The sequence below is a fragment of the Brevundimonas sp. NPDC058933 genome (genome assembly GCF_049315965.1).
Taxonomy (GTDB): domain Bacteria; phylum Pseudomonadota; class Alphaproteobacteria; order Caulobacterales; family Caulobacteraceae; genus Brevundimonas.
The window spans coordinates 45,140-60,412 of the sequence record NZ_JBMOSL010000015.1; the positions used below are offsets into that span (position 1 = coordinate 45,140).

Sequence of the window (15,273 nt, forward strand, 5' to 3'; positions counted from 1 at the left end):
CCGACGCCGGGGGCTTTTTCATGGAAGCTAGCCAAAGCCCTCCCCCTCGAGGGGGGAGGGTTGGGTGGGGGTGCAGGCAGACCGTTCAGATCCAGAAACGGGGAGACGCCGACGCCTCACGCGCCAAATCCAGAAGCGTCGCGCTCCCACCCCCAACCCCGCCCTTCCCCCCTCGAGGGGGAAGGGAGCAGCAACTCAGGCTCGGCAAACGGAACCCTATGAGCGACGCCATCCCCCTGTGCCTCCTGGCCCTCTCCCTCGCCAACCTCTTGGCCTTCAGCCTGTTCGCGCTCGACAAGGCGCGGGCACGCGCGGGCGGACGGCGCATCCCCGAACGCACCCTGTTGCTGGCCGCCCTGTTCGGCGGCCTCGGCGCCGGCCTGGGCCAGCGGCTGCTGCGTCACAAGACGCGCAAACAGCCCTTCGCCGCCTGGCTGGGCCTGATCCTGACGCTTCACGCCCTGGCCCTGCTGGCCGTCGCCATGGTCGTCTGGCGCTGAGCCTCCATTTCGACCCTTGCCGCCCCCGGTGAAAGGCATAGGCTCGCCGCAGGGATCAGGGGGATGACATGAAGCGACGGATGATGACGGCCGCCCTGGCGGCGGTTCTGGCGGCGGGCGCCGCACCGGTCATGGCGCAAGACGTCGGGCTCAAGGCGGCGGTGAAGGCGGACTACGACGCCAACCTCGGGGCCCTGTTCGACCATTTCCACCGCAACCCCGAACTGTCGGGCATGGAGGTCCAGACCGCCGCCCGCATGGCGCAGGAACTGCGCGCGCTGGGCTATGAGGTCACCACCGGCGTCGGCGGGACCGGCGTGGTCGCGGTTCTGAGGAACGGCGCCGGCCCCACCGTCATGATCCGCGCCGACATGGACGGCCTGCCCCTGCTGGAGAACTCCGGCCTGGCCAACGCCTCGACCGCGCGTCAGGTCGATACCGACGGCGTCGAGAAGCCCGTCATGCACGCCTGCGGCCACGACGTGCACATCACCGCCCTGGTCGGCACGGCGCGACAGATGGCGGCGCGCAAGGCCAACTGGTCCGGCGCCCTGGTCCTGATCGCCCAGCCGGCCGAGGAGCGCATCTTCGGCGCCAAGGCCATGGTCGATGACGGCCTCTACACCCGTTTCCCCAAGCCGGATTACGCCGTGGCCTTCCACGTCGGGGCCGACCTGCCGTCGGGCAGGATCGAGGCCCCGCTGGGGATTGTCTATTCCAGCGCCGACAGCGTGGACATCACGGTTCACGGCGTCGGAACCCACGGCGCCTCGCCCCACATGGGCGTCGATCCGATCCTGGTCGCCTCGCAGATCGTCGTGTCGCTGCAATCCCTGCGCAGCCGCGAGACCAATCCGCTGGAAGGGGCGGTCGTCACGGTCGGCGCCATCCACGGCGGCATCAAGCACAACATCATCTCCGACCGCGTGGACATGCAACTGACGGTTCGCGCCGACAGCCCCGAGGTCCGAACGCAGTTACTCGACGGCATCGACCGCGTCAGCCGCAACACCGCCCTGGCTTTGGGCGTGCCCGAGGACAGGCTGCCCACCGTCACCCGCTCGGCGCTGGAAAGCACCCCGCCGACCGTCAACGACGCCGCGACCGCCGCCCGGGTCCGCGCCGCCTTCGCCGCCGGTCTGGGCGAGGACATATTGATCGAGCAGCCGCGTTCCGGCATGGGCGCCGAAGACTTCGCCCATTTCGTCACCCCCGAGAGCGGGGTGAAGGGCGTCTACTTCGCCGTCGGCGGCACTCCGGCGGATCAGGTCGACAGCGCCCCCGGCCACCATTCGCCCCTGTTTCGCATCACGCCCGAACCCGCCGTCACCCTGGGCGTCGAGGGTTCCGTCCTCGCCGCCGAAGCCCTGATGCCGAAGACCTGAAGCCGGGAGTCTCCCCTCTGAACCGTCGGGCGGCTGAACCGTTCAGCCTGCATTCGCCCGACCTTCACGGAGTTCCTCACATGCGCCTGCCCCGCATCGCCACCCTGCTCGGCGGCCTTCTTCTGTCCCGTCGCGGACGCGGTTTCGCCGGTCGCCACGCGGGCAAGCTGGCCTTCGCCACCCTGGCGTTCGAGATGTGGCAGCGGCATCAGGCGAGCCGCCCCGGCGCCGCGCCCACCTCCTCGTCCGGGGCGAAGTCCCGCGCCAAAACCCGAGGCCGCGGTCACTGGAGCGGTCGTTCGCGCCGCTGACCGGCACGCAGTCTCTGGACGTCCCCTAGGTCAAGCGCCCAAGCTGGCCCTTCACCAGACGGAGCGCGCCCATGATCGTCGTCCATCACCTGAACAACTCCCGCTCCCAGCGCGTCCTCTGGCTGCTGGAGGAGCTGGGCCTGCCCTATGAGGTCAAACGCTATGAGCGGAACCCGGCCTCCATGCTGGCCCCGCCTGAGCTGAGAGCTATTCACCCTCTGGGCAAGTCGCCAGTGCTGGACGACGGCGACATCCGCGTGGCCGAGACGGGGGCCATCGTCGAATACCTGCTGGACGCCCATGATCCCGAGGGACGGCTGCGTCCCGCGCGCGGCACGGCGGACGGGCGTCGCTTCAGCTACTGGCTGCACTACGCCGAGGGGTCGGCCATGCCGCCCCTGCTGCTGAAGCTGGTGTTCGCCCAGATGCCGAAACGCGCGCCGGGCCTTCTGCGGCCCATCGTCAACGGCATCGCCGCCAAGGCGCAGCGGACCTTCATCGATCCCCAGCTCAAGGCCCACGCCGACTGGCAGGAAAGGGAATTGGCCGCCACCGGCTGGTTCGCCGGCCCGTCGTTCAGCGCCGCCGACATCATGATGAGCTTTCCCCTGGAGGCCGCCGCCAGCCGCGCCATCGACCTGTCGGCCTATCCCCACATCAGCCGCTTCCTGACGGCCATCCATGCTCGCCCGGCGTGGAAGCGCGCCCTGGAGCGCGGCGGGGAATACGCCTACGCCTGACGGCCTTCACGGCTACGCCATGGCAACCCGGAGCTGCCGACGACGTTAGGGACACCATGCGCATGTCCGTCATTCAAGTCATCGCGGCCCTGGCCGCCGCCGTCTGCATCGCCATTGCGTTCATCGCCGCCGGGGTCGGGATCATATCCAGCGTCTTCATGCTGCTGGCCGTTGCGGCGCTTGGCTTCATCGCCTGGACCGCCATTCGCCGGGCTATGAGCCAGCCCAAGCCCTGACAGGTCGCCTCGGACGGATGCTCTTGAGTTTACGGCAAGGGCGCCCTACCCTCTTGGCCCCGATCACGCGCGCCCCGTGATCGTGTCTGTGCCGATTAACGTCTCTCATTAGTCTCCGGGCGAAACAAGAAAATCACGACACAATGGAAAAAGTGCCGATGACGGCCGAGGGCTACCGTGTCCTCGACGAACAGTTGAAGCAATTGAAGCAGGTCGAACGGCCGAGCGTCATCGCCGCCATCTCCGAGGCGCGCGAGCACGGCGACCTGTCTGAAAACGCCGAGTATCACGCCGCCAAGGAACGCCAGGGCTGGATCGAAGGCTCGATCGCCGACATCGAGGACAAGCTGTCGCGCGCCCAGGTGATCGACGTGTCCAAGCTGTCGGGCAGCCAGGTCAAGTTCGGCGCCACCGTCACCTATGTGGACGAGGACACCGAGGAAGAGGGCGTCTATCAGATCGTCGGCGAACACGAAGCCGACGTGAAGCAGGGCAAGATCTCCATCGCCTCGCCGATCGCCCGCGCCCTGATCTCGAAAGAGATCGGCGACGTGGTCGAGGTCAACACGCCCGGCGGCGTGAAGGCCTATGAGATCCTCAAGGTCGAGTGGAAATAGCATCATGACCGAACCGACCGGGACGCGTTCGCCTCTGGTGTCGCACGTCTCGGTCGGCGTGACGGACATGACCCGCGCTGGACGCTTCTATGATGCGGTGATGGGCGTTTTGGGCGCTCGCCGCGTGATGGAACACGCCGTCGGCATCGGCTACGGCCGCGCCTTTCCCGAATTCTGGGCTGCGCGACCCCACGACGGCAGGGACGCCTCGGCCGGCAACGGCGTCCACGTCTGCTTTACCGCAGACGCGCCCGAAACCGTGGCGCGATTTCACGCTGCCGGACTGGCGGCGGGCGGGTTTGACGAAGGCGCGCCGGGACGCCGGCCCCACTACGCCCCCGGCTACTACGCCGCCTTCCTTCGGGATCCCGACGGCAACAAGATCGAGGCCGTCTGCTGGATCGCAGCCGATACCGTCGTCGCCTCGCCAACAGGCCCCCGAACCGGATCGTGACCCCCCCGCCCCGGTCGATCTGGGTCGTTTCCGACGGCCGCGCCGGCATCCAGAACCAGGCCCTGGGCCTGGCCGAGGCGGTGCAGCGCCTGACGCCGGCCGAAATTGACATCAAGCATGTTCGCTGGCGCCCCGCTTTTGATCGCTGGCCGTCGGGGATGAAAACCCTCGCCATGCTGGCGCCGGGTTCATTCGACCCTCGCACAGTCGATGTATGGCCTGACCTGTGGATCGCCACCGGTCGCGCCACCCTGCCCCTGTCCGCCAAGGTCGGCGACTGGAGCGACGGCCGAACCTTCACGGTCCAGACCCAGGACCCGCGCTGGCGCAACACCGCCTACGACCTGATCGTCGCCCCGGCCCATGATGGACTGTCGGGCGACAATGTCTTCGAAATCGTCGGCAGCCCTCACCGCATCACGCCGCAGGCGCTGGCCCAGGCCGCTCCCGCCTTCGCCGAGCGCATCGGCGCCCTGCCCCATCCGCGCGTCGCTGTCATGATCGGCGGCAGGTCGAAAGCCTTTGACCTGCCGCCCGGCCACGCCGCCGACCTGGCCGATCGCATCAGGACGGCGATCCAGACGGCGAACGGCTCCCTGTTGCTGACCTTCTCGCGCCGCACGCCCGAGGCCGCCCAAGCCGTCATGATCGAGCGCCTGTCCGGCCTGCCCGGCTGGATCTGGGATGGAACTGGCGACAATCCCCTGTTCGCCATGCTCGACGCCGCTGACCATATTCTCGTGACCGAGGACAGCGCCAATATGGCGGCCGAGGCGGCCTCGACCGGCAAACCCGTCCATATCCTGCCGATGGTCGCGCTGAAGCCTCCCGGCAAGTTCGCGCGGCTGCACGCCGATCTGGCGGCCCATGGCGCCGCTCGCCCTTTCGACGGCAGGCTCGACGCCTGGAGCGCTGCCCCGCTCAATGAAACCGAGCGTGCGGCGCGCGCCGTGCTGGAGGCGATGCGGGCGCGCTAGTCGCCGCCGCCGCCGCCGTCCGAGCCGCAACTGGCGTCGCCGCCGCCCGACGCGCCGCTATCGGATACACCGCCGCCGTCGCTCTTGTTTTTCGAGACGGCGCCGCTCAGCCCCATCATGGCCACGCCCAGACCCGAGCCGATGGCGACGCCGAGCGACAGCCACAGGGCCAGATTATCCGTGGCCGTCCCGACAGCGACGCCGATGGCGACGCCTGCGCCCACGCCGATCGGCAAAAAGGCCGCCCTGTTTCCACGCATGAATCCCTCCCCCAATGCTGAAACCGCATCCTAGCATCGCGATTCCGGGAATCAGCGCCTAAATAGGGCCATGACCCAAGCTACCGCCCAAGTTCGCACCGTCCGCGTCGCCATCATCGGATCCGGTCCCGCCGGCTGGACCGCCGCCATCTACGCCGCCCGCGCTTCGCTGAACCCGGTGGTCATCGCCGGCCTGCAGCCCGGCGGCCAGTTGACCATCACCACCGACGTCGAAAACTACCCCGGTTTCGCCGAGACCATCCAGGGTCCCTGGCTGATGGAGCAAATGCAGGCCCAGGCCGAGCACGTGGGCACGGAGATCGTCCACGACATCGTGGTCGAGGCCGACCTGTCGCAGCGCCCCTTCCGTCTGACGCTGGACTCGGGCGGGGAAATGCTGGCCGAAACCGTCATCATCTCGACCGGCGCCCAGGCCAAGTGGCTGGGTCTCGACAGCGAGGCCGAGTATCAGGGCTTCGGCGTCTCGGCCTGCGCCACCTGCGACGGCTTCTTCTATCGCGGCAAGCAGGTGGTGGTCGTCGGCGGCGGCAACACCGCTGTCGAAGAGGCCCTGTTCCTGACCAACTTCGCCGAGAAGGTTACGGTCATCCACCGCAAGAACGAGTTCCGCGCTGAGAAAATTCTGCAGGACCGCCTGTTCGCTCACCCCAAGATCGAGGTGGTCTGGGACGTGGCCGTAGATGAGATCCTCGGCGTCGTCGACGGCGTGGCCCGCAACGTCACGGGGGTGCGCCTGAAGAACGTCAAGACCGGCGCCCTGTCGGAAATCCCCGCCGACGGCGTCTTCATCGCGATCGGCCACGCCCCTTCCTCGGAGCTCTTCGCCGGTCAGCTGGAAATCAACTCGGGCGGCTATCTGCGGGTCAAGCCGGGCACCGCCGCCACCGCCATCGAGGGCGTCTACGCCGCCGGCGACGTCACCGACGACGTCTATCGCCAGGCCGTCACCGCCGCCGGCATGGGCTGCATGGCGGCGCTGGAAGCCTCGCGCTTCCTGGCCGAGGAAGACCACAAGGCCGCTCATAATCCGATCAGCCACAAGGAAGCCGAGAAGATCGGCGCCTGGTGATCCGTTGGCGAGGGCGCAAGCCCTCGCCACAAGTTCCTAGTTGAAGACCTGCAACTCGGGCGGCGCGTAGAGCGTCGGCTCTCCATTGCGACGACGCAGGGCGTAATCGACCGCGCTCTGAATCGCATAATCGTCCGTCGGCTTGGGCAGAACGCCGACCGCACCCGCCACGCCGTCGCGCACCATGCCGGGGTTGGCCGTCATGAACAGGACGGTGATGCCGCGCTCCTGTCCGAGCGCGCGACCCAGTTCGATCCCGGTCGGCCCGTCCGACAGGTGGATGTCCACGAGCGCGAGATCCACTTCGGACTCACGCACCAGGTCGAGCGCGGTGGGCGCGTCCGCAGCCAGCCCCACGACCTGGTACCCCAGGTCCAGCAGGGCGAACTTCAGCTCCATCGCCACAAGGGCCTCGTCCTCGATGATCAGAATACGCGCGGACATACTAGCTTCCTGACAACTCCGGTTCGGCCTGACCCGCAGGGGATCGCAGGCCTCATGCCGTTTTCAACGCCGCCCTGCGACGCGACAAGGCCGTCGCGGGCAGGTCGGCCTTCACCACCAAACCCCCCTCGAGCCACAGACGTTCCAACCGGCCGCCCAACTGGCCTTCGACCGACAGCGTCGACAGGGTCGTGCCAAAGCCGACGCGCGTCGGTTGGCCCGTAACACGCGGTCCGCCATGCTCGCGCCAGACCAGGATAAACCGATCATCGGCCTTGCGGGTTTCCAGCGTCACCCAACCGTCCGGCTCCGACAGAGCGCCGTACTTTGCGGCGTTGGTCGCCATCTCGTGGAACAGCAGGGCCACCGAGGTCGCGGCCTGGTCGTCGAACACCGCATCGTCGCCGCTCAGCAGCACGCGGGGCGCGCCCTGAACCCCGGCGTAGGGTCGGAACATCGCCTCGAGGAAGGCGTGCAAGGTCATGGCGCCGACGCTGGGCGCGGAGATTTCGGTGTGCGGGCGCACGAACTCATGCGCTCGGGCCAGGGCGTTGATACGGGTGCGCAGCGACTGGGAAAACGCCTTGGCTTCCGGGTGCTGGCGCGCCGACAGGGCGACCAGGGCCGACACCACGGCGAAGATGTTCTTGATCCGGTGGCTCAGCTCCTGGCTGACCAGCTCCTTGCCGCGTTCGATCTGCTTCAGGTCGTCGATGTCGGTGCAGGTGCCGAACCAGCGGACGATCTCGCCCTCGTCATCGCGTACAGCCGTTGCGCGGCCCAGGGTCCAGCGATAGAGACCGTCGTGGCGACGCAGCCGGTATTCGATCTCATAGGGATCGCCCGTCGCCAGCGAATGACGCCAGACGCTCCAGGCGCGCTCGCGATCTTCGGGATGGAACAGATCGTTCCAGCCGGCGCCGTCGGTCGAGCCCGGGGTCGTGCCGGTGAACTCGTGCCAGCGCGCGTTGAAGTAGTCGTGAAAGCCGTCCGCGCGTGTGGACCAGACCATCTGCGGCATGGAGTCGGCCAGGGCGTCAAACCGCGCATTGCTGGCGCGCTCTCGCGCCAGGCCGCGTCGCAGGTCCAGCAGGGTCATGACCTGGCTGGCCATCACCTCCAGAGCCCGCGACTGCAAGGGCGTCAGTCCTTCGGGGCGCGGCACGACATCCAGGACACACAGGGTGCCCAGGGGCGCACCGTTCTCGCCCCTCAACAGAACGCCCGCATAGAAACGAAAGCCTCCCTCCGCCGTGACCAGGGGGTTGCAGGCGAAACGCGCATCCTCTCGCGCATCCGGCACCACCAGACGATCGCTCTCCAGCAGGGCGTGGCGACAGAAGGAGGTCTCCAGCGGCGTCTCGCGCACGCCCAGGCCGACCTCGGCCTTGAACCACTGCCGTTCGGCGTCGATCAGATTGACCACCGCGACTGGCACATCGCAAAGGCTGGCCGCCAGTTCGACGATGTCGTCGAAGGCCTGTTCGCGATCCGTGTCGAGAATGCCCGTCGCCCGCAGGGCCTTGAGGCGGTCTGCTTCTGTCCAGGTCGGGGTTTTGGTCAATCGATCAATCCGGGAAGCCCGTGCTTGTCAGCAGGCCAGCAGAAATGCGCGAGCCGAAGGCTCGTTGCATTTAAATGCAACGCCTAGGCTCCCGGCCTGCCCACCTCCTCGACCGCCATGGCGGTGACGCCGGGCGGCGGCGGCGCAACCGTGACCGCGGGCGCGCTTTCGTAGGCTTTCAGCCGTTCGTTGATGGCGGCGATCTCGTCCTTGCTGGCCTGGCGACGACCGCCCAGGCTGGCGACGCCGACGACCCGGGTCTGGCCGTCGATCTCGACGGTGCGCAACTGGCCCGGCTGGGCGCCGGCCAGGGCTTCCTCGACGCTGTCGGCGGCGGTGGCCAGCAGGAGGCGCGGACGGGCGAAGCGGGCCTCGTCGATGACCGGCTCGCGGCCCGAGGACTTGTCGGTGAAGGCGGCGCTCTCGCCGGGCGCCCCCTTCCAGCGATAGAAGATGTGCGCCCCGACCTGGGTGATCTTGGCCAGGGTCGGCGACCACCAGGGATGGACATAGTCGGCGTGATAGTGGGTCGCCGTTCCCACGCGCGCCGCCACATGACCGGCCAGGGCCCGCTCGGCCACGCGCGCGGCGCGGCTCCAGGCCCAGGCGATGGGCGCCCGGCCCAGGGCGCCGTCGCAGGTGAAGCTGAACTGGCAGCCCGTGGTCCGCTCCGCGCCCTGATAGACGACGCCGCAGACCGTATTCGGATAGTTGGGATCGCGCACCCGGTTCAGCACGACCTGGGCCACGCCCTCCTGCCCCTCGGTCGGCTCCAGCGCCGCCTCGTAATAGACGGCCTGGGTCAGGCAGCGCAGGGCGCGCTTGCGGTCGGCTTCGGTCGCCGGGCGCAGATCAAAGGGCCTGGCCGGCTGCAGGGCGCCGAAGGCGGTCGGCATGGCCGCGTTCAGCTGCTGGGCGGCGACGCCCGACACACCCTGATCCAGCGACGGCTTTCCGCCCAGGGACAGGCTCTCCCAGCCCGGCGTCAGGTCGTAGAGTTCCGGCAGATTCAGCGCCGGGTCGAAACGGCGGGCCAGGGCCAGTTGTCCCGCATCCAGGCGCGCCATGACCAGTTGCAACCCGCGCGGGCTTAGATCACCCCCGGTGGCGCGGGCGACGGCCTCGACGGTCCGGTCCATATCGGGACGGGGGCTGGAGCTGGCCGACATGGCCACGCCCATGACCGCCAGACTGACGGCCATGACCATGGGCGCCGCGGCCAGGGCCCGGCGTCCCGTAATCTTCAACTGTGGCAGTCGGCCTTTCAGCATCCAGCCTTCCATGTGCGGCGCTGGTGAACGCCGGAGGGGGTCCCATGACCGCCCAATCCGGCGCTTTTCAGGCCCGAAGATTACTGTTCCGTGAGGAGCCTAGCGGTCGCCCAGGCTGGAACGCAGCATCCAGGCGGCCTTTTCATGTGCGGCCAGACGCTGGGTCATCAGATCCACCGAGGCCTCGTCGCCGACCTCGTCGGCGGCGTCGAGCGCGGCGCGAGCCGTGGCGATCAGCACGCCGTGGTCCTTGATCAGCTCCTTGAGCATGGCGCTGGCGTCCTTTTCGGGATCGCCGTCCTTGATGGAGGTCAGGTTGGCGAAGGCCGAAGCGCTCTGCGGGGCCAGTTCGCCCAGGGCGCGAATGCGCTCTGCGATGTCGTCCAGCGCCGTCCAGATCTCATTGTACTGCTGTTCCAGCAGCTTGTGCAGGCTGAAGAACTCGGGCCCGCGGACATTCCAGTGATAGCCGTGCGTCTTCTGATAGACGGCGAAGCTGTCGGCCAGAACCTTGGACAGTTCCTGCGCGACGTCGCTGCGCTCCTTGGGTTTCAGGCCGGTGTCGATGGAGGCGGGCATGTCTGCTCCTGATGCGTTTCGAACGAAGATCCAGCTCTGCAGTTAGGTCTTTTTTCGCGTCAGCCAAGGGCGAGACTGACCTGAGCGCATGAATCATCGCGGCTGTAACGCTGAGCGCGCGCGGGCGTTGCAGGGCGGACGCCCACGATCGACGCATTGGCGCCTGTCGGCGGAACCCGGCCCGCGCCCGGTTCCGCCCATCATGGATCGAGCCTTTAGCGCTGACGCGCCTTGCGGGCGGCGTAGCGGGCGTCGCGCGCCGCCTTTTGCTCTTCCTTGGTCAGTTGCTTGCGCTCCTTGCGGGCGGCGCGCTTGGCGGCCTCGACCTCGTCCTGGGCGGCCATTTCGGCGGCCAGGCGGGCGGCTTCCTTCTCCGCCTTTTCACGGCGCTGTTCGGCCTTCTCCAGCTCGAACTGCTGGCGCAGGGCTTCCTTCTCAGCGGCGCGCTTGAGAGCCAGCTTTTCGAACTCGGGGTCCTGGACCGCCGGCTTGGGCTTGAACTTCGCCAGCAGGGCCTTCTTGGCCTCCTGTTGAGCGGTGATGCGGTCGTTGAAGCCGGTTTGTTTAAGGTCTCGCATGCGTAGAAGCGGTCTTCCTTGGAAATCTGATGAGGGGCGACGCCGATCATGGCGGCCCGGCGGGCGTGCAGATGCGCGAACGGCCCGGCGCGCTGCCAAAGCCGAATCCGGCGCAAAAATCAAGCGCTGCCGCCGATTCAGGGCCCAAAGGATGCAATTAGGGGCTCCAATCGCATCCCCAGAGGCGCAGGTTCGCAACGGCGCCGCTGTCAGCCGGGACCGTTGCGCGCTCCAGACGGCCTAGCGCTTCGGCTTGTCGATCTGGCCGACGGCCGCGCCCGCGGCGCCGCCCACAGCCGCGCCGACCGGTCCGGCCACCACCGCACCGGCGATGGCGCCGGTTGCAGCCTTTTGCTCGATCGAATGGCCGCACGCGGCGAGGCCAAGCGTCGAGACGCCCAGAACGAGAACGGCGGCGGCGCGGGTCGAAAGACGGATCATCTGGGCAAGAACTCCTTGAAATGGTTGAGCTTGCAACGCAGCTCAAGGGGATGAGTTCCCCTCTATGGCTGGATCTTGTCGAACAAGTATAACCTGCCATACAAATAGGGTTATCGCCCTGGACGGCCCGCCGTCGAAATCATGATATCGTAATCGAATACAGATTTCATAAGATGTTCTCTGGCATAGACATGCCACAATCTGCCCGCTTCCTCCTGCCGTCTCTAGGGGCGCTCTGGAATGCTGCACCGCGATAGCAATTGCCGAATCAACCACATTGAGGCCATAAACGGATGGCTTAAGGCCCGCCTTCCGGAGGTCGGCCGTTCGTCGATCTCTGGTCCGGAGCCGGTTCGCGACGCGTCATGTCGCCTGGGTTCGTTGAGTACAGGGGCGGCATCCTCGCCCTGCTGAACAGGACTACGCCTTTGAGTTTCTCCTCGCAGACGCGTGCGCTGATGCGCGCCGCCCAATCTGTTCGCCTGCGCCCCCGGACGGCGGCTGCGGCGTTCGGCGGCGTTGTCAGCCTCGCTGTCGGTGGAGCCTATCTGGGCGGCGTGGCCGCCCAGGCTTCAACCGTTCGCGTTCAGGCCGAACGCCTGCAAGGCGCCGGCTCCGAGGGCTATACCCGCGAAGCCATGGCCGCAGCGGCCGGCGGCCTGGACGCCAGCGCCCTGGCCATCGCGGATCGCCACGACCCCTATTCCGTCGCCGGGTCCGCCCAGCGCGACCGTCAGGCGGAGTTGCTGACCGCCCGCCTGGAAGACTCCCAGAACGGCCTGCGTCGCGCCAGCCTGAGCAACCCCGCCGCCCAGCCCTTCCGCCTCGGCACCGCGCTGGACCAGTCGCGCGACCTCGACTGCCTGACCAAGGCCGCCTACTATGAGGCGCGCGGCGAAGGCGTCGACGGCATGAGGGCCGTGGCCCAGGTGGTCCTGAACCGCGCCCGCCATCCCGCCTTCCCCAACACCGTCTGCGCCGTGGTCTATCAAGGCTCGAACCGCAGCACCGGCTGCCAGTTCAGCTTCACCTGCAACGGCTCCATGCGGGGGGCGGTCAATCGCGCCGCCTGGAACCGCGCCCGCGACGTGGCCTCCAAGGCCCTGTCGGGTCAGGTCTATGCAGCGGTCGGCAACGCCACCCACTTCCACACGACCGGCGTCGCGCCGCGCTGGCGCAACAGCCTGATCCGCGTCGGCCAGGTCGGGGACCACCTCTTCTATCGGTTCGGCGGTCGCTCGGGCTCGGGCGACTCTTTCCGCTACACGCCCCGGCCGTCGGCCGAGCCTGCCACGCCCCGCCTGATCCAGGCCAGCCTCAGTTCGGCGGACAGCGCACGGAGCACGGGCGGCGCCGTGGCCTATTCGACGGTTCTGGCGCGCGAGGGCGCAGCCACGCCGACGGCGGCCGCCGCCGTCGACGGCGTGACCACGGAATAGCCTGCAGGCTGCGTTCAGCGGTCCTGCGTCTTCCATTGCGGCGTCATGTTCTGCTTCAGGTTGCCGAACCGGCCCTGCTGCCCGGTGTTGACGTCTGCGTCGCCGGGCTGGCCCGACTGGGCGCCGGTGGCCAGGTCGCGCCGGTCCGCCATGTCGTCGACCGCGCGGGCGCCATGATCGGCGAAGCTGCGTTGTTCCTTGGGAACCGAGGGGGTCTTGCTCATGGGCTTCTCCTTTCGCCAGAATGAAACGGCCTTCGACGCAGAGACGTTCCCGGCGCGTTTCTTGCTGACGGGATGAGGATGCGCCCCTCCCCGCGGGCGCGGGAGACGGCCCTTGACGACACCGACCACCGTCCCGCCTCAGCCGGCCACGCTCTTGCGGGGCGGGGCGCTCGACGCTCTGCGCTTTCTCGCCTCCATGTTCGTGGTCCTGTTCCACTTCGGCGATGAGGCCCCGATTCCGCTCCAGTCGCTGCACAGCGTGTGGGAGCGCGGCTATCTGGCGACGGACTTCTTCCTGATGCTGTCCGGCTTCGTCCTGGCGCGCGCCTATGGCGCCGGCGTCGCGTCAGGCCGGATCGCGCCGGTCCGATTCTGGCTCAAGCGTTTCGCCCGCAGCTATCCGACCCACCTGATCAGCCTGGCCGTCCTCGCCATCCTGGTTCTGGCGGCGACGCTGGTCGGCAAGGCCCCCGCCCACCCCGAGCGCTTCGACTGGTCGGGCCTGCCCGCGCAGATCCTCTTGCTGCACGCCTTCGGCATCGGCGGCGGCCAGTGGAACATTCCGGCCTGGACCCTGTCAGCCCTGCTGATCTGCTACGCCTTCTTCCCCTGGCTGTGGCGGGCGATGATGCGCCTGCCGGGAGCGATGGCCGCTCTGGCCCTGGGACTGGTCCTTCTGGTCGGCGGCCAGGCTCTCAGCCTCGCCTTGCTGCACCATTCCCTGTTCGACCTGCCGTTCCAGTGGGCCATGGTCCGCGCCGCGCCGCTGTTCCTGATCGGCCTGACCCTGGCCCGCGCGGTCGAGGCGGGTTGCTGGTCGCCGCGCACGGCCCGCCTAGTCGCCCTCGGCGGGGCCGCCGCCCTGCTGGCCAATGTCGCCGTCGCCGGGCCGGACATGATCAGCCTGCTGGCCATCTGCGCCCTGACGCTCGGCTGCGGCGCCCTGCCCCCGATTCTGGCCACGACCCGGCCGATCCCCGGCGCGGCCTGGGGCGCGCGGGTCAGCTTCTGCCTGTTCATGACCCACACCATCACGGGCGCGGTCTGGTTCGGGGCGATCCAGCCGGTGATCGAGCGCATCCATCCCGCCGTCGCCACGGTCGCCTGGCAGGCCTGGGGCGTCTGGTTGCTGGCCCTGGTCGCCGCCGTCGTCGCCGCCGACCTCTACAACCGGCTGATCGACGCCCCGCTGCAGCGCGCCATCCGCCGCCGCTGGTTCAGCGCGCCGGACCTCAGCGCGCGTCCAGACCCACGTCCAGCTGCGGAACCGAGTGCGTAAGCGCCCCGACCGAGATCACGTCCACCCCGGTGTCGGCGATCGCCGCCACCGTCGTCAGGTTGACCCCGCCTGAGGCCTCCAGCGTCACCGGACCAAAGGCGCTGGCCTTCACCCGGCGCACGGCCTCCTCCAGATCGGTCAGGCTGAAATTGTCCAGCATGATGACGTCCGGGCGTTCCGGCAGGACCTCGTCCAGTTGATCCAGACCGTCCACCTCGACCTCGACCTTCATCAGGTGGGGCGCGAAGGCTCTGGCCCGGCGCACCGCCTCCCCCGCCCCGCCGCAGACAGCGACGTGGTTGTCCTTGATCAGGATGGCGTCATCCAGCCCGAAGCGATGGTTCAGCCCCCCGCCGCAGGCCACGGCGTGCTTCTCCAGCGCGCGCAGGCCGGGCGTGGTCTTGCGGGTGTCGGCGATGCGGGCGCTGGTTCCCGCGACCGCCTGAACATAGGTCCGGGTCAGGGTGGCGATGCCGCACATCCGGCCCAGCAGGTTCAGCGCCGTCCGCTCCGCCGCCAGCAGGGCGCGGGCGTTCGCCTCGACCGCGACCAGCACCGTCCCGGCCTCGAAGGCCTCGCCGTCGGCCACCTTGATCGTCACCGTCGCCTGCGGGTCCATGGCGTGAACCGCGATCCGCACCACGGCGCCGCCGGCCATCACCCCGGCCTGCCGCGCCGAGAAGACGGCGCTCATACGCGCGTCCTCAGGAATGCAGGCCTGCGCCGTCACGTCGCCGGTCCGCCCCAGATCCTCGGCCAGAGCCATCCGCACCACGGGCTCGATCAGCAGGTCCGGCAGGGTTCGGGTCATGGTCTCATCCTCTCGCTCGTCAATCCTCCCCCGTTCACGGGGGAGGGGGACCATGCGTAGCATGGTGGAGGGG

At 68.4% G+C, this 15,273-nt stretch carries 20 protein-coding genes; 11 read left to right on the forward strand and 9 right to left on the reverse strand.

Annotated features, from left to right (window positions below; translation table 11 throughout):
• The first annotated feature begins 218 nt into the window (after positions 1-218).
• The 8 genes from ACOZBP_RS16320 to ACOZBP_RS16355 all read left to right on the forward strand — a co-directional run bounded on the left by ACOZBP_RS16320 (position 219) and on the right by ACOZBP_RS16355 (position 5,220).
• A complete protein-coding gene (locus tag ACOZBP_RS16320) occupies positions 219-500 on the forward strand; it encodes a DUF1294 domain-containing protein (RefSeq protein WP_422677380.1) in 282 nt (93 codons plus the stop codon).
• Between the two features lie 68 nt (positions 501-568).
• Positions 569-1,885, forward strand: a complete 1,317-nt coding sequence (locus ACOZBP_RS16325; RefSeq protein WP_422677381.1) for an amidohydrolase — start codon at positions 569-571, stop codon at positions 1,883-1,885.
• 80 nt (positions 1,886-1,965) lie between these two features.
• A complete protein-coding gene (locus ACOZBP_RS16330; protein WP_422677382.1) occupies positions 1,966-2,196 on the forward strand; it encodes a cysteine protease in 231 nt (76 codons plus the stop codon).
• 71 nt (positions 2,197-2,267) lie between these two features.
• Positions 2,268-2,936 (forward strand): glutathione S-transferase, encoded by a 669-nt coding sequence (locus tag ACOZBP_RS16335; protein ID WP_422677383.1) that lies wholly within the window; start codon positions 2,268-2,270, stop codon positions 2,934-2,936.
• Between the two features lie 62 nt (positions 2,937-2,998).
• Positions 2,999-3,172 (forward strand): hypothetical protein, encoded by a 174-nt coding sequence (locus tag ACOZBP_RS16340; RefSeq protein ID WP_422677384.1) that lies wholly within the window; start codon positions 2,999-3,001, stop codon positions 3,170-3,172.
• A gap of 143 nt (positions 3,173-3,315) precedes the next feature.
• Positions 3,316-3,789: a transcription elongation factor GreA gene (gene greA, locus ACOZBP_RS16345; RefSeq protein ID WP_422677385.1), complete on the forward strand. Its 474-nt coding sequence runs from the start codon at positions 3,316-3,318 to the stop codon at positions 3,787-3,789.
• A 4-nt stretch (positions 3,790-3,793) separates the two neighbouring features.
• A complete protein-coding gene (locus tag ACOZBP_RS16350; RefSeq protein WP_422677386.1) occupies positions 3,794-4,243 on the forward strand; it encodes a VOC family protein in 450 nt (149 codons plus the stop codon).
• Entirely contained in the window at positions 4,240-5,220 is a 981-nt protein-coding gene (locus ACOZBP_RS16355; RefSeq protein ID WP_422677387.1) for a mitochondrial fission ELM1 family protein, read from the forward strand. Before ACOZBP_RS16350 ends, ACOZBP_RS16355 begins: the two co-directional genes overlap by 4 nt.
• Here the strand turns inward: ACOZBP_RS16355 and ACOZBP_RS16360 are convergent.
• Positions 5,217-5,480: a hypothetical protein gene (locus ACOZBP_RS16360; protein ID WP_422677388.1), complete on the reverse strand. Its 264-nt coding sequence runs from the start codon at positions 5,478-5,480 to the stop codon at positions 5,217-5,219. The genes ACOZBP_RS16355 and ACOZBP_RS16360 overlap by 4 nt on opposite strands.
• Positions 5,481-5,550: 70 nt before the next feature.
• Here ACOZBP_RS16360 and trxB point away from each other — a divergent pair, with 70 nt between their 5' ends.
• Positions 5,551-6,570, forward strand: a complete 1,020-nt coding sequence (gene trxB, locus ACOZBP_RS16365) for a thioredoxin-disulfide reductase (protein WP_422677389.1) — start codon at positions 5,551-5,553, stop codon at positions 6,568-6,570.
• 36 nt (positions 6,571-6,606) lie between these two features.
• Here the strand turns inward: trxB and ACOZBP_RS16370 are convergent, their stop codons facing one another.
• The 6 genes from ACOZBP_RS16370 to ACOZBP_RS16395 form a co-directional block, all read right to left on the reverse strand.
• Positions 6,607-7,053, reverse strand: a complete 447-nt coding sequence (locus tag ACOZBP_RS16370; RefSeq protein WP_422677399.1) for a response regulator — start codon at positions 7,051-7,053, stop codon at positions 6,607-6,609.
• 13 nt (positions 7,054-7,066) lie between these two features.
• Positions 7,067-8,578, reverse strand: coding sequence for a sensor histidine kinase (locus ACOZBP_RS16375; protein ID WP_422677390.1), 1,512 nt, complete (start codon positions 8,576-8,578; stop codon positions 7,067-7,069).
• Between the two features lie 83 nt (positions 8,579-8,661).
• Complete coding sequence (locus tag ACOZBP_RS16380) at positions 8,662-9,849, reverse strand: cell wall hydrolase (protein ID WP_422677391.1); 1,188 nt, start codon at positions 9,847-9,849, stop codon at positions 8,662-8,664.
• A gap of 99 nt (positions 9,850-9,948) precedes the next feature.
• Positions 9,949-10,428: a Dps family protein gene (locus ACOZBP_RS16385; RefSeq protein ID WP_422677392.1), complete on the reverse strand. Its 480-nt coding sequence runs from the start codon at positions 10,426-10,428 to the stop codon at positions 9,949-9,951.
• A 215-nt stretch (positions 10,429-10,643) separates the two neighbouring features.
• Positions 10,644-11,006 carry a DUF6481 family protein gene (locus ACOZBP_RS16390; protein WP_422677393.1) on the reverse strand — a complete coding sequence of 121 codons (363 nt, stop codon included), beginning with the start codon at positions 11,004-11,006 and terminating at the stop codon, positions 10,644-10,646.
• Positions 11,007-11,246: 240 nt separating this feature from the next.
• On the reverse strand, positions 11,247-11,447 hold the full coding sequence (locus ACOZBP_RS16395) for a hypothetical protein (protein ID WP_422677394.1): 201 nt from the start codon (positions 11,445-11,447) through the stop codon (positions 11,247-11,249).
• Positions 11,448-11,812: 365 nt separating this feature from the next.
• Here ACOZBP_RS16395 and ACOZBP_RS16400 point away from each other — a divergent pair, with 365 nt between their 5' ends.
• Positions 11,813-12,886 (forward strand): cell wall hydrolase, encoded by a 1,074-nt coding sequence (locus ACOZBP_RS16400; protein WP_422677395.1) that lies wholly within the window; start codon positions 11,813-11,815, stop codon positions 12,884-12,886.
• Positions 12,887-12,900: 14 nt separating this feature from the next.
• Here the strand turns inward: ACOZBP_RS16400 and ACOZBP_RS16405 are convergent, their stop codons facing one another.
• The gene (locus ACOZBP_RS16405) at positions 12,901-13,110 is read right to left on the reverse strand and encodes a hypothetical protein (RefSeq protein WP_422677396.1); all 210 of its coding nucleotides are present in this window, start codon (positions 13,108-13,110) and stop codon (positions 12,901-12,903) included.
• 112 nt (positions 13,111-13,222) lie between these two features.
• Between ACOZBP_RS16405 and ACOZBP_RS16410 the strand changes: the two genes are divergently transcribed.
• On the forward strand, positions 13,223-14,389 hold the full coding sequence (locus ACOZBP_RS16410) for an acyltransferase family protein (RefSeq protein ID WP_422677397.1): 1,167 nt from the start codon (positions 13,223-13,225) through the stop codon (positions 14,387-14,389).
• On the opposite strand, the gene nadC is transcribed toward ACOZBP_RS16410, so the two are convergent.
• The gene (gene nadC / locus ACOZBP_RS16415; protein ID WP_422677398.1) at positions 14,343-15,200 is read right to left on the reverse strand and encodes a carboxylating nicotinate-nucleotide diphosphorylase; all 858 of its coding nucleotides are present in this window, start codon (positions 15,198-15,200) and stop codon (positions 14,343-14,345) included. The two genes, ACOZBP_RS16410 and nadC, sit on opposite strands and share 47 nt — an antisense overlap.
• Positions 15,201-15,273: the final 73 nt, after the last annotated feature.

Bases quoted from the DNA above. Each gene is read 5' to 3' on its own strand.
- ACOZBP_RS16320 (WP_422677380.1), top strand. From the start codon at position 219: ATGAGCGACGCCATCCCCCTGTGCCTCCTGGCCCTCTCCCTCGCCAAC.
- ACOZBP_RS16325 (WP_422677381.1), top strand. From the start codon at position 569: ATGAAGCGACGGATGATGACGGCCGCCCTGGCGGCGGTTCTGGCGGCG.
- ACOZBP_RS16330 (WP_422677382.1), top strand. From the start codon at position 1,966: ATGCGCCTGCCCCGCATCGCCACCCTGCTCGGCGGCCTTCTTCTGTCC.
- ACOZBP_RS16335 (WP_422677383.1), top strand. From the start codon at position 2,268: ATGATCGTCGTCCATCACCTGAACAACTCCCGCTCCCAGCGCGTCCTC.
- ACOZBP_RS16340 (WP_422677384.1), top strand. From the start codon at position 2,999: ATGTCCGTCATTCAAGTCATCGCGGCCCTGGCCGCCGCCGTCTGCATC.
- greA (WP_422677385.1), top strand. From the start codon at position 3,316: ATGGAAAAAGTGCCGATGACGGCCGAGGGCTACCGTGTCCTCGACGAA.
- ACOZBP_RS16350 (WP_422677386.1), top strand. From the start codon at position 3,794: ATGACCGAACCGACCGGGACGCGTTCGCCTCTGGTGTCGCACGTCTCG.
- ACOZBP_RS16360 (WP_422677388.1), bottom strand. From the start codon at position 5,480: ATGCGTGGAAACAGGGCGGCCTTTTTGCCGATCGGCGTGGGCGCAGGC.
- trxB (WP_422677389.1), top strand. From the start codon at position 5,551: ATGACCCAAGCTACCGCCCAAGTTCGCACCGTCCGCGTCGCCATCATC.
- ACOZBP_RS16380 (WP_422677391.1), bottom strand. From the start codon at position 9,849: ATGCTGAAAGGCCGACTGCCACAGTTGAAGATTACGGGACGCCGGGCC.
- ACOZBP_RS16385 (WP_422677392.1), bottom strand. From the start codon at position 10,428: ATGCCCGCCTCCATCGACACCGGCCTGAAACCCAAGGAGCGCAGCGAC.
- ACOZBP_RS16390 (WP_422677393.1), bottom strand. From the start codon at position 11,006: ATGCGAGACCTTAAACAAACCGGCTTCAACGACCGCATCACCGCTCAA.
- ACOZBP_RS16395 (WP_422677394.1), bottom strand. From the start codon at position 11,447: ATGATCCGTCTTTCGACCCGCGCCGCCGCCGTTCTCGTTCTGGGCGTC.
- ACOZBP_RS16400 (WP_422677395.1), top strand. From the start codon at position 11,813: ATGTCGCCTGGGTTCGTTGAGTACAGGGGCGGCATCCTCGCCCTGCTG.
- ACOZBP_RS16405 (WP_422677396.1), bottom strand. From the start codon at position 13,110: ATGAGCAAGACCCCCTCGGTTCCCAAGGAACAACGCAGCTTCGCCGAT.
- nadC (WP_422677398.1), bottom strand. From the start codon at position 15,200: ATGACCCGAACCCTGCCGGACCTGCTGATCGAGCCCGTGGTGCGGATG.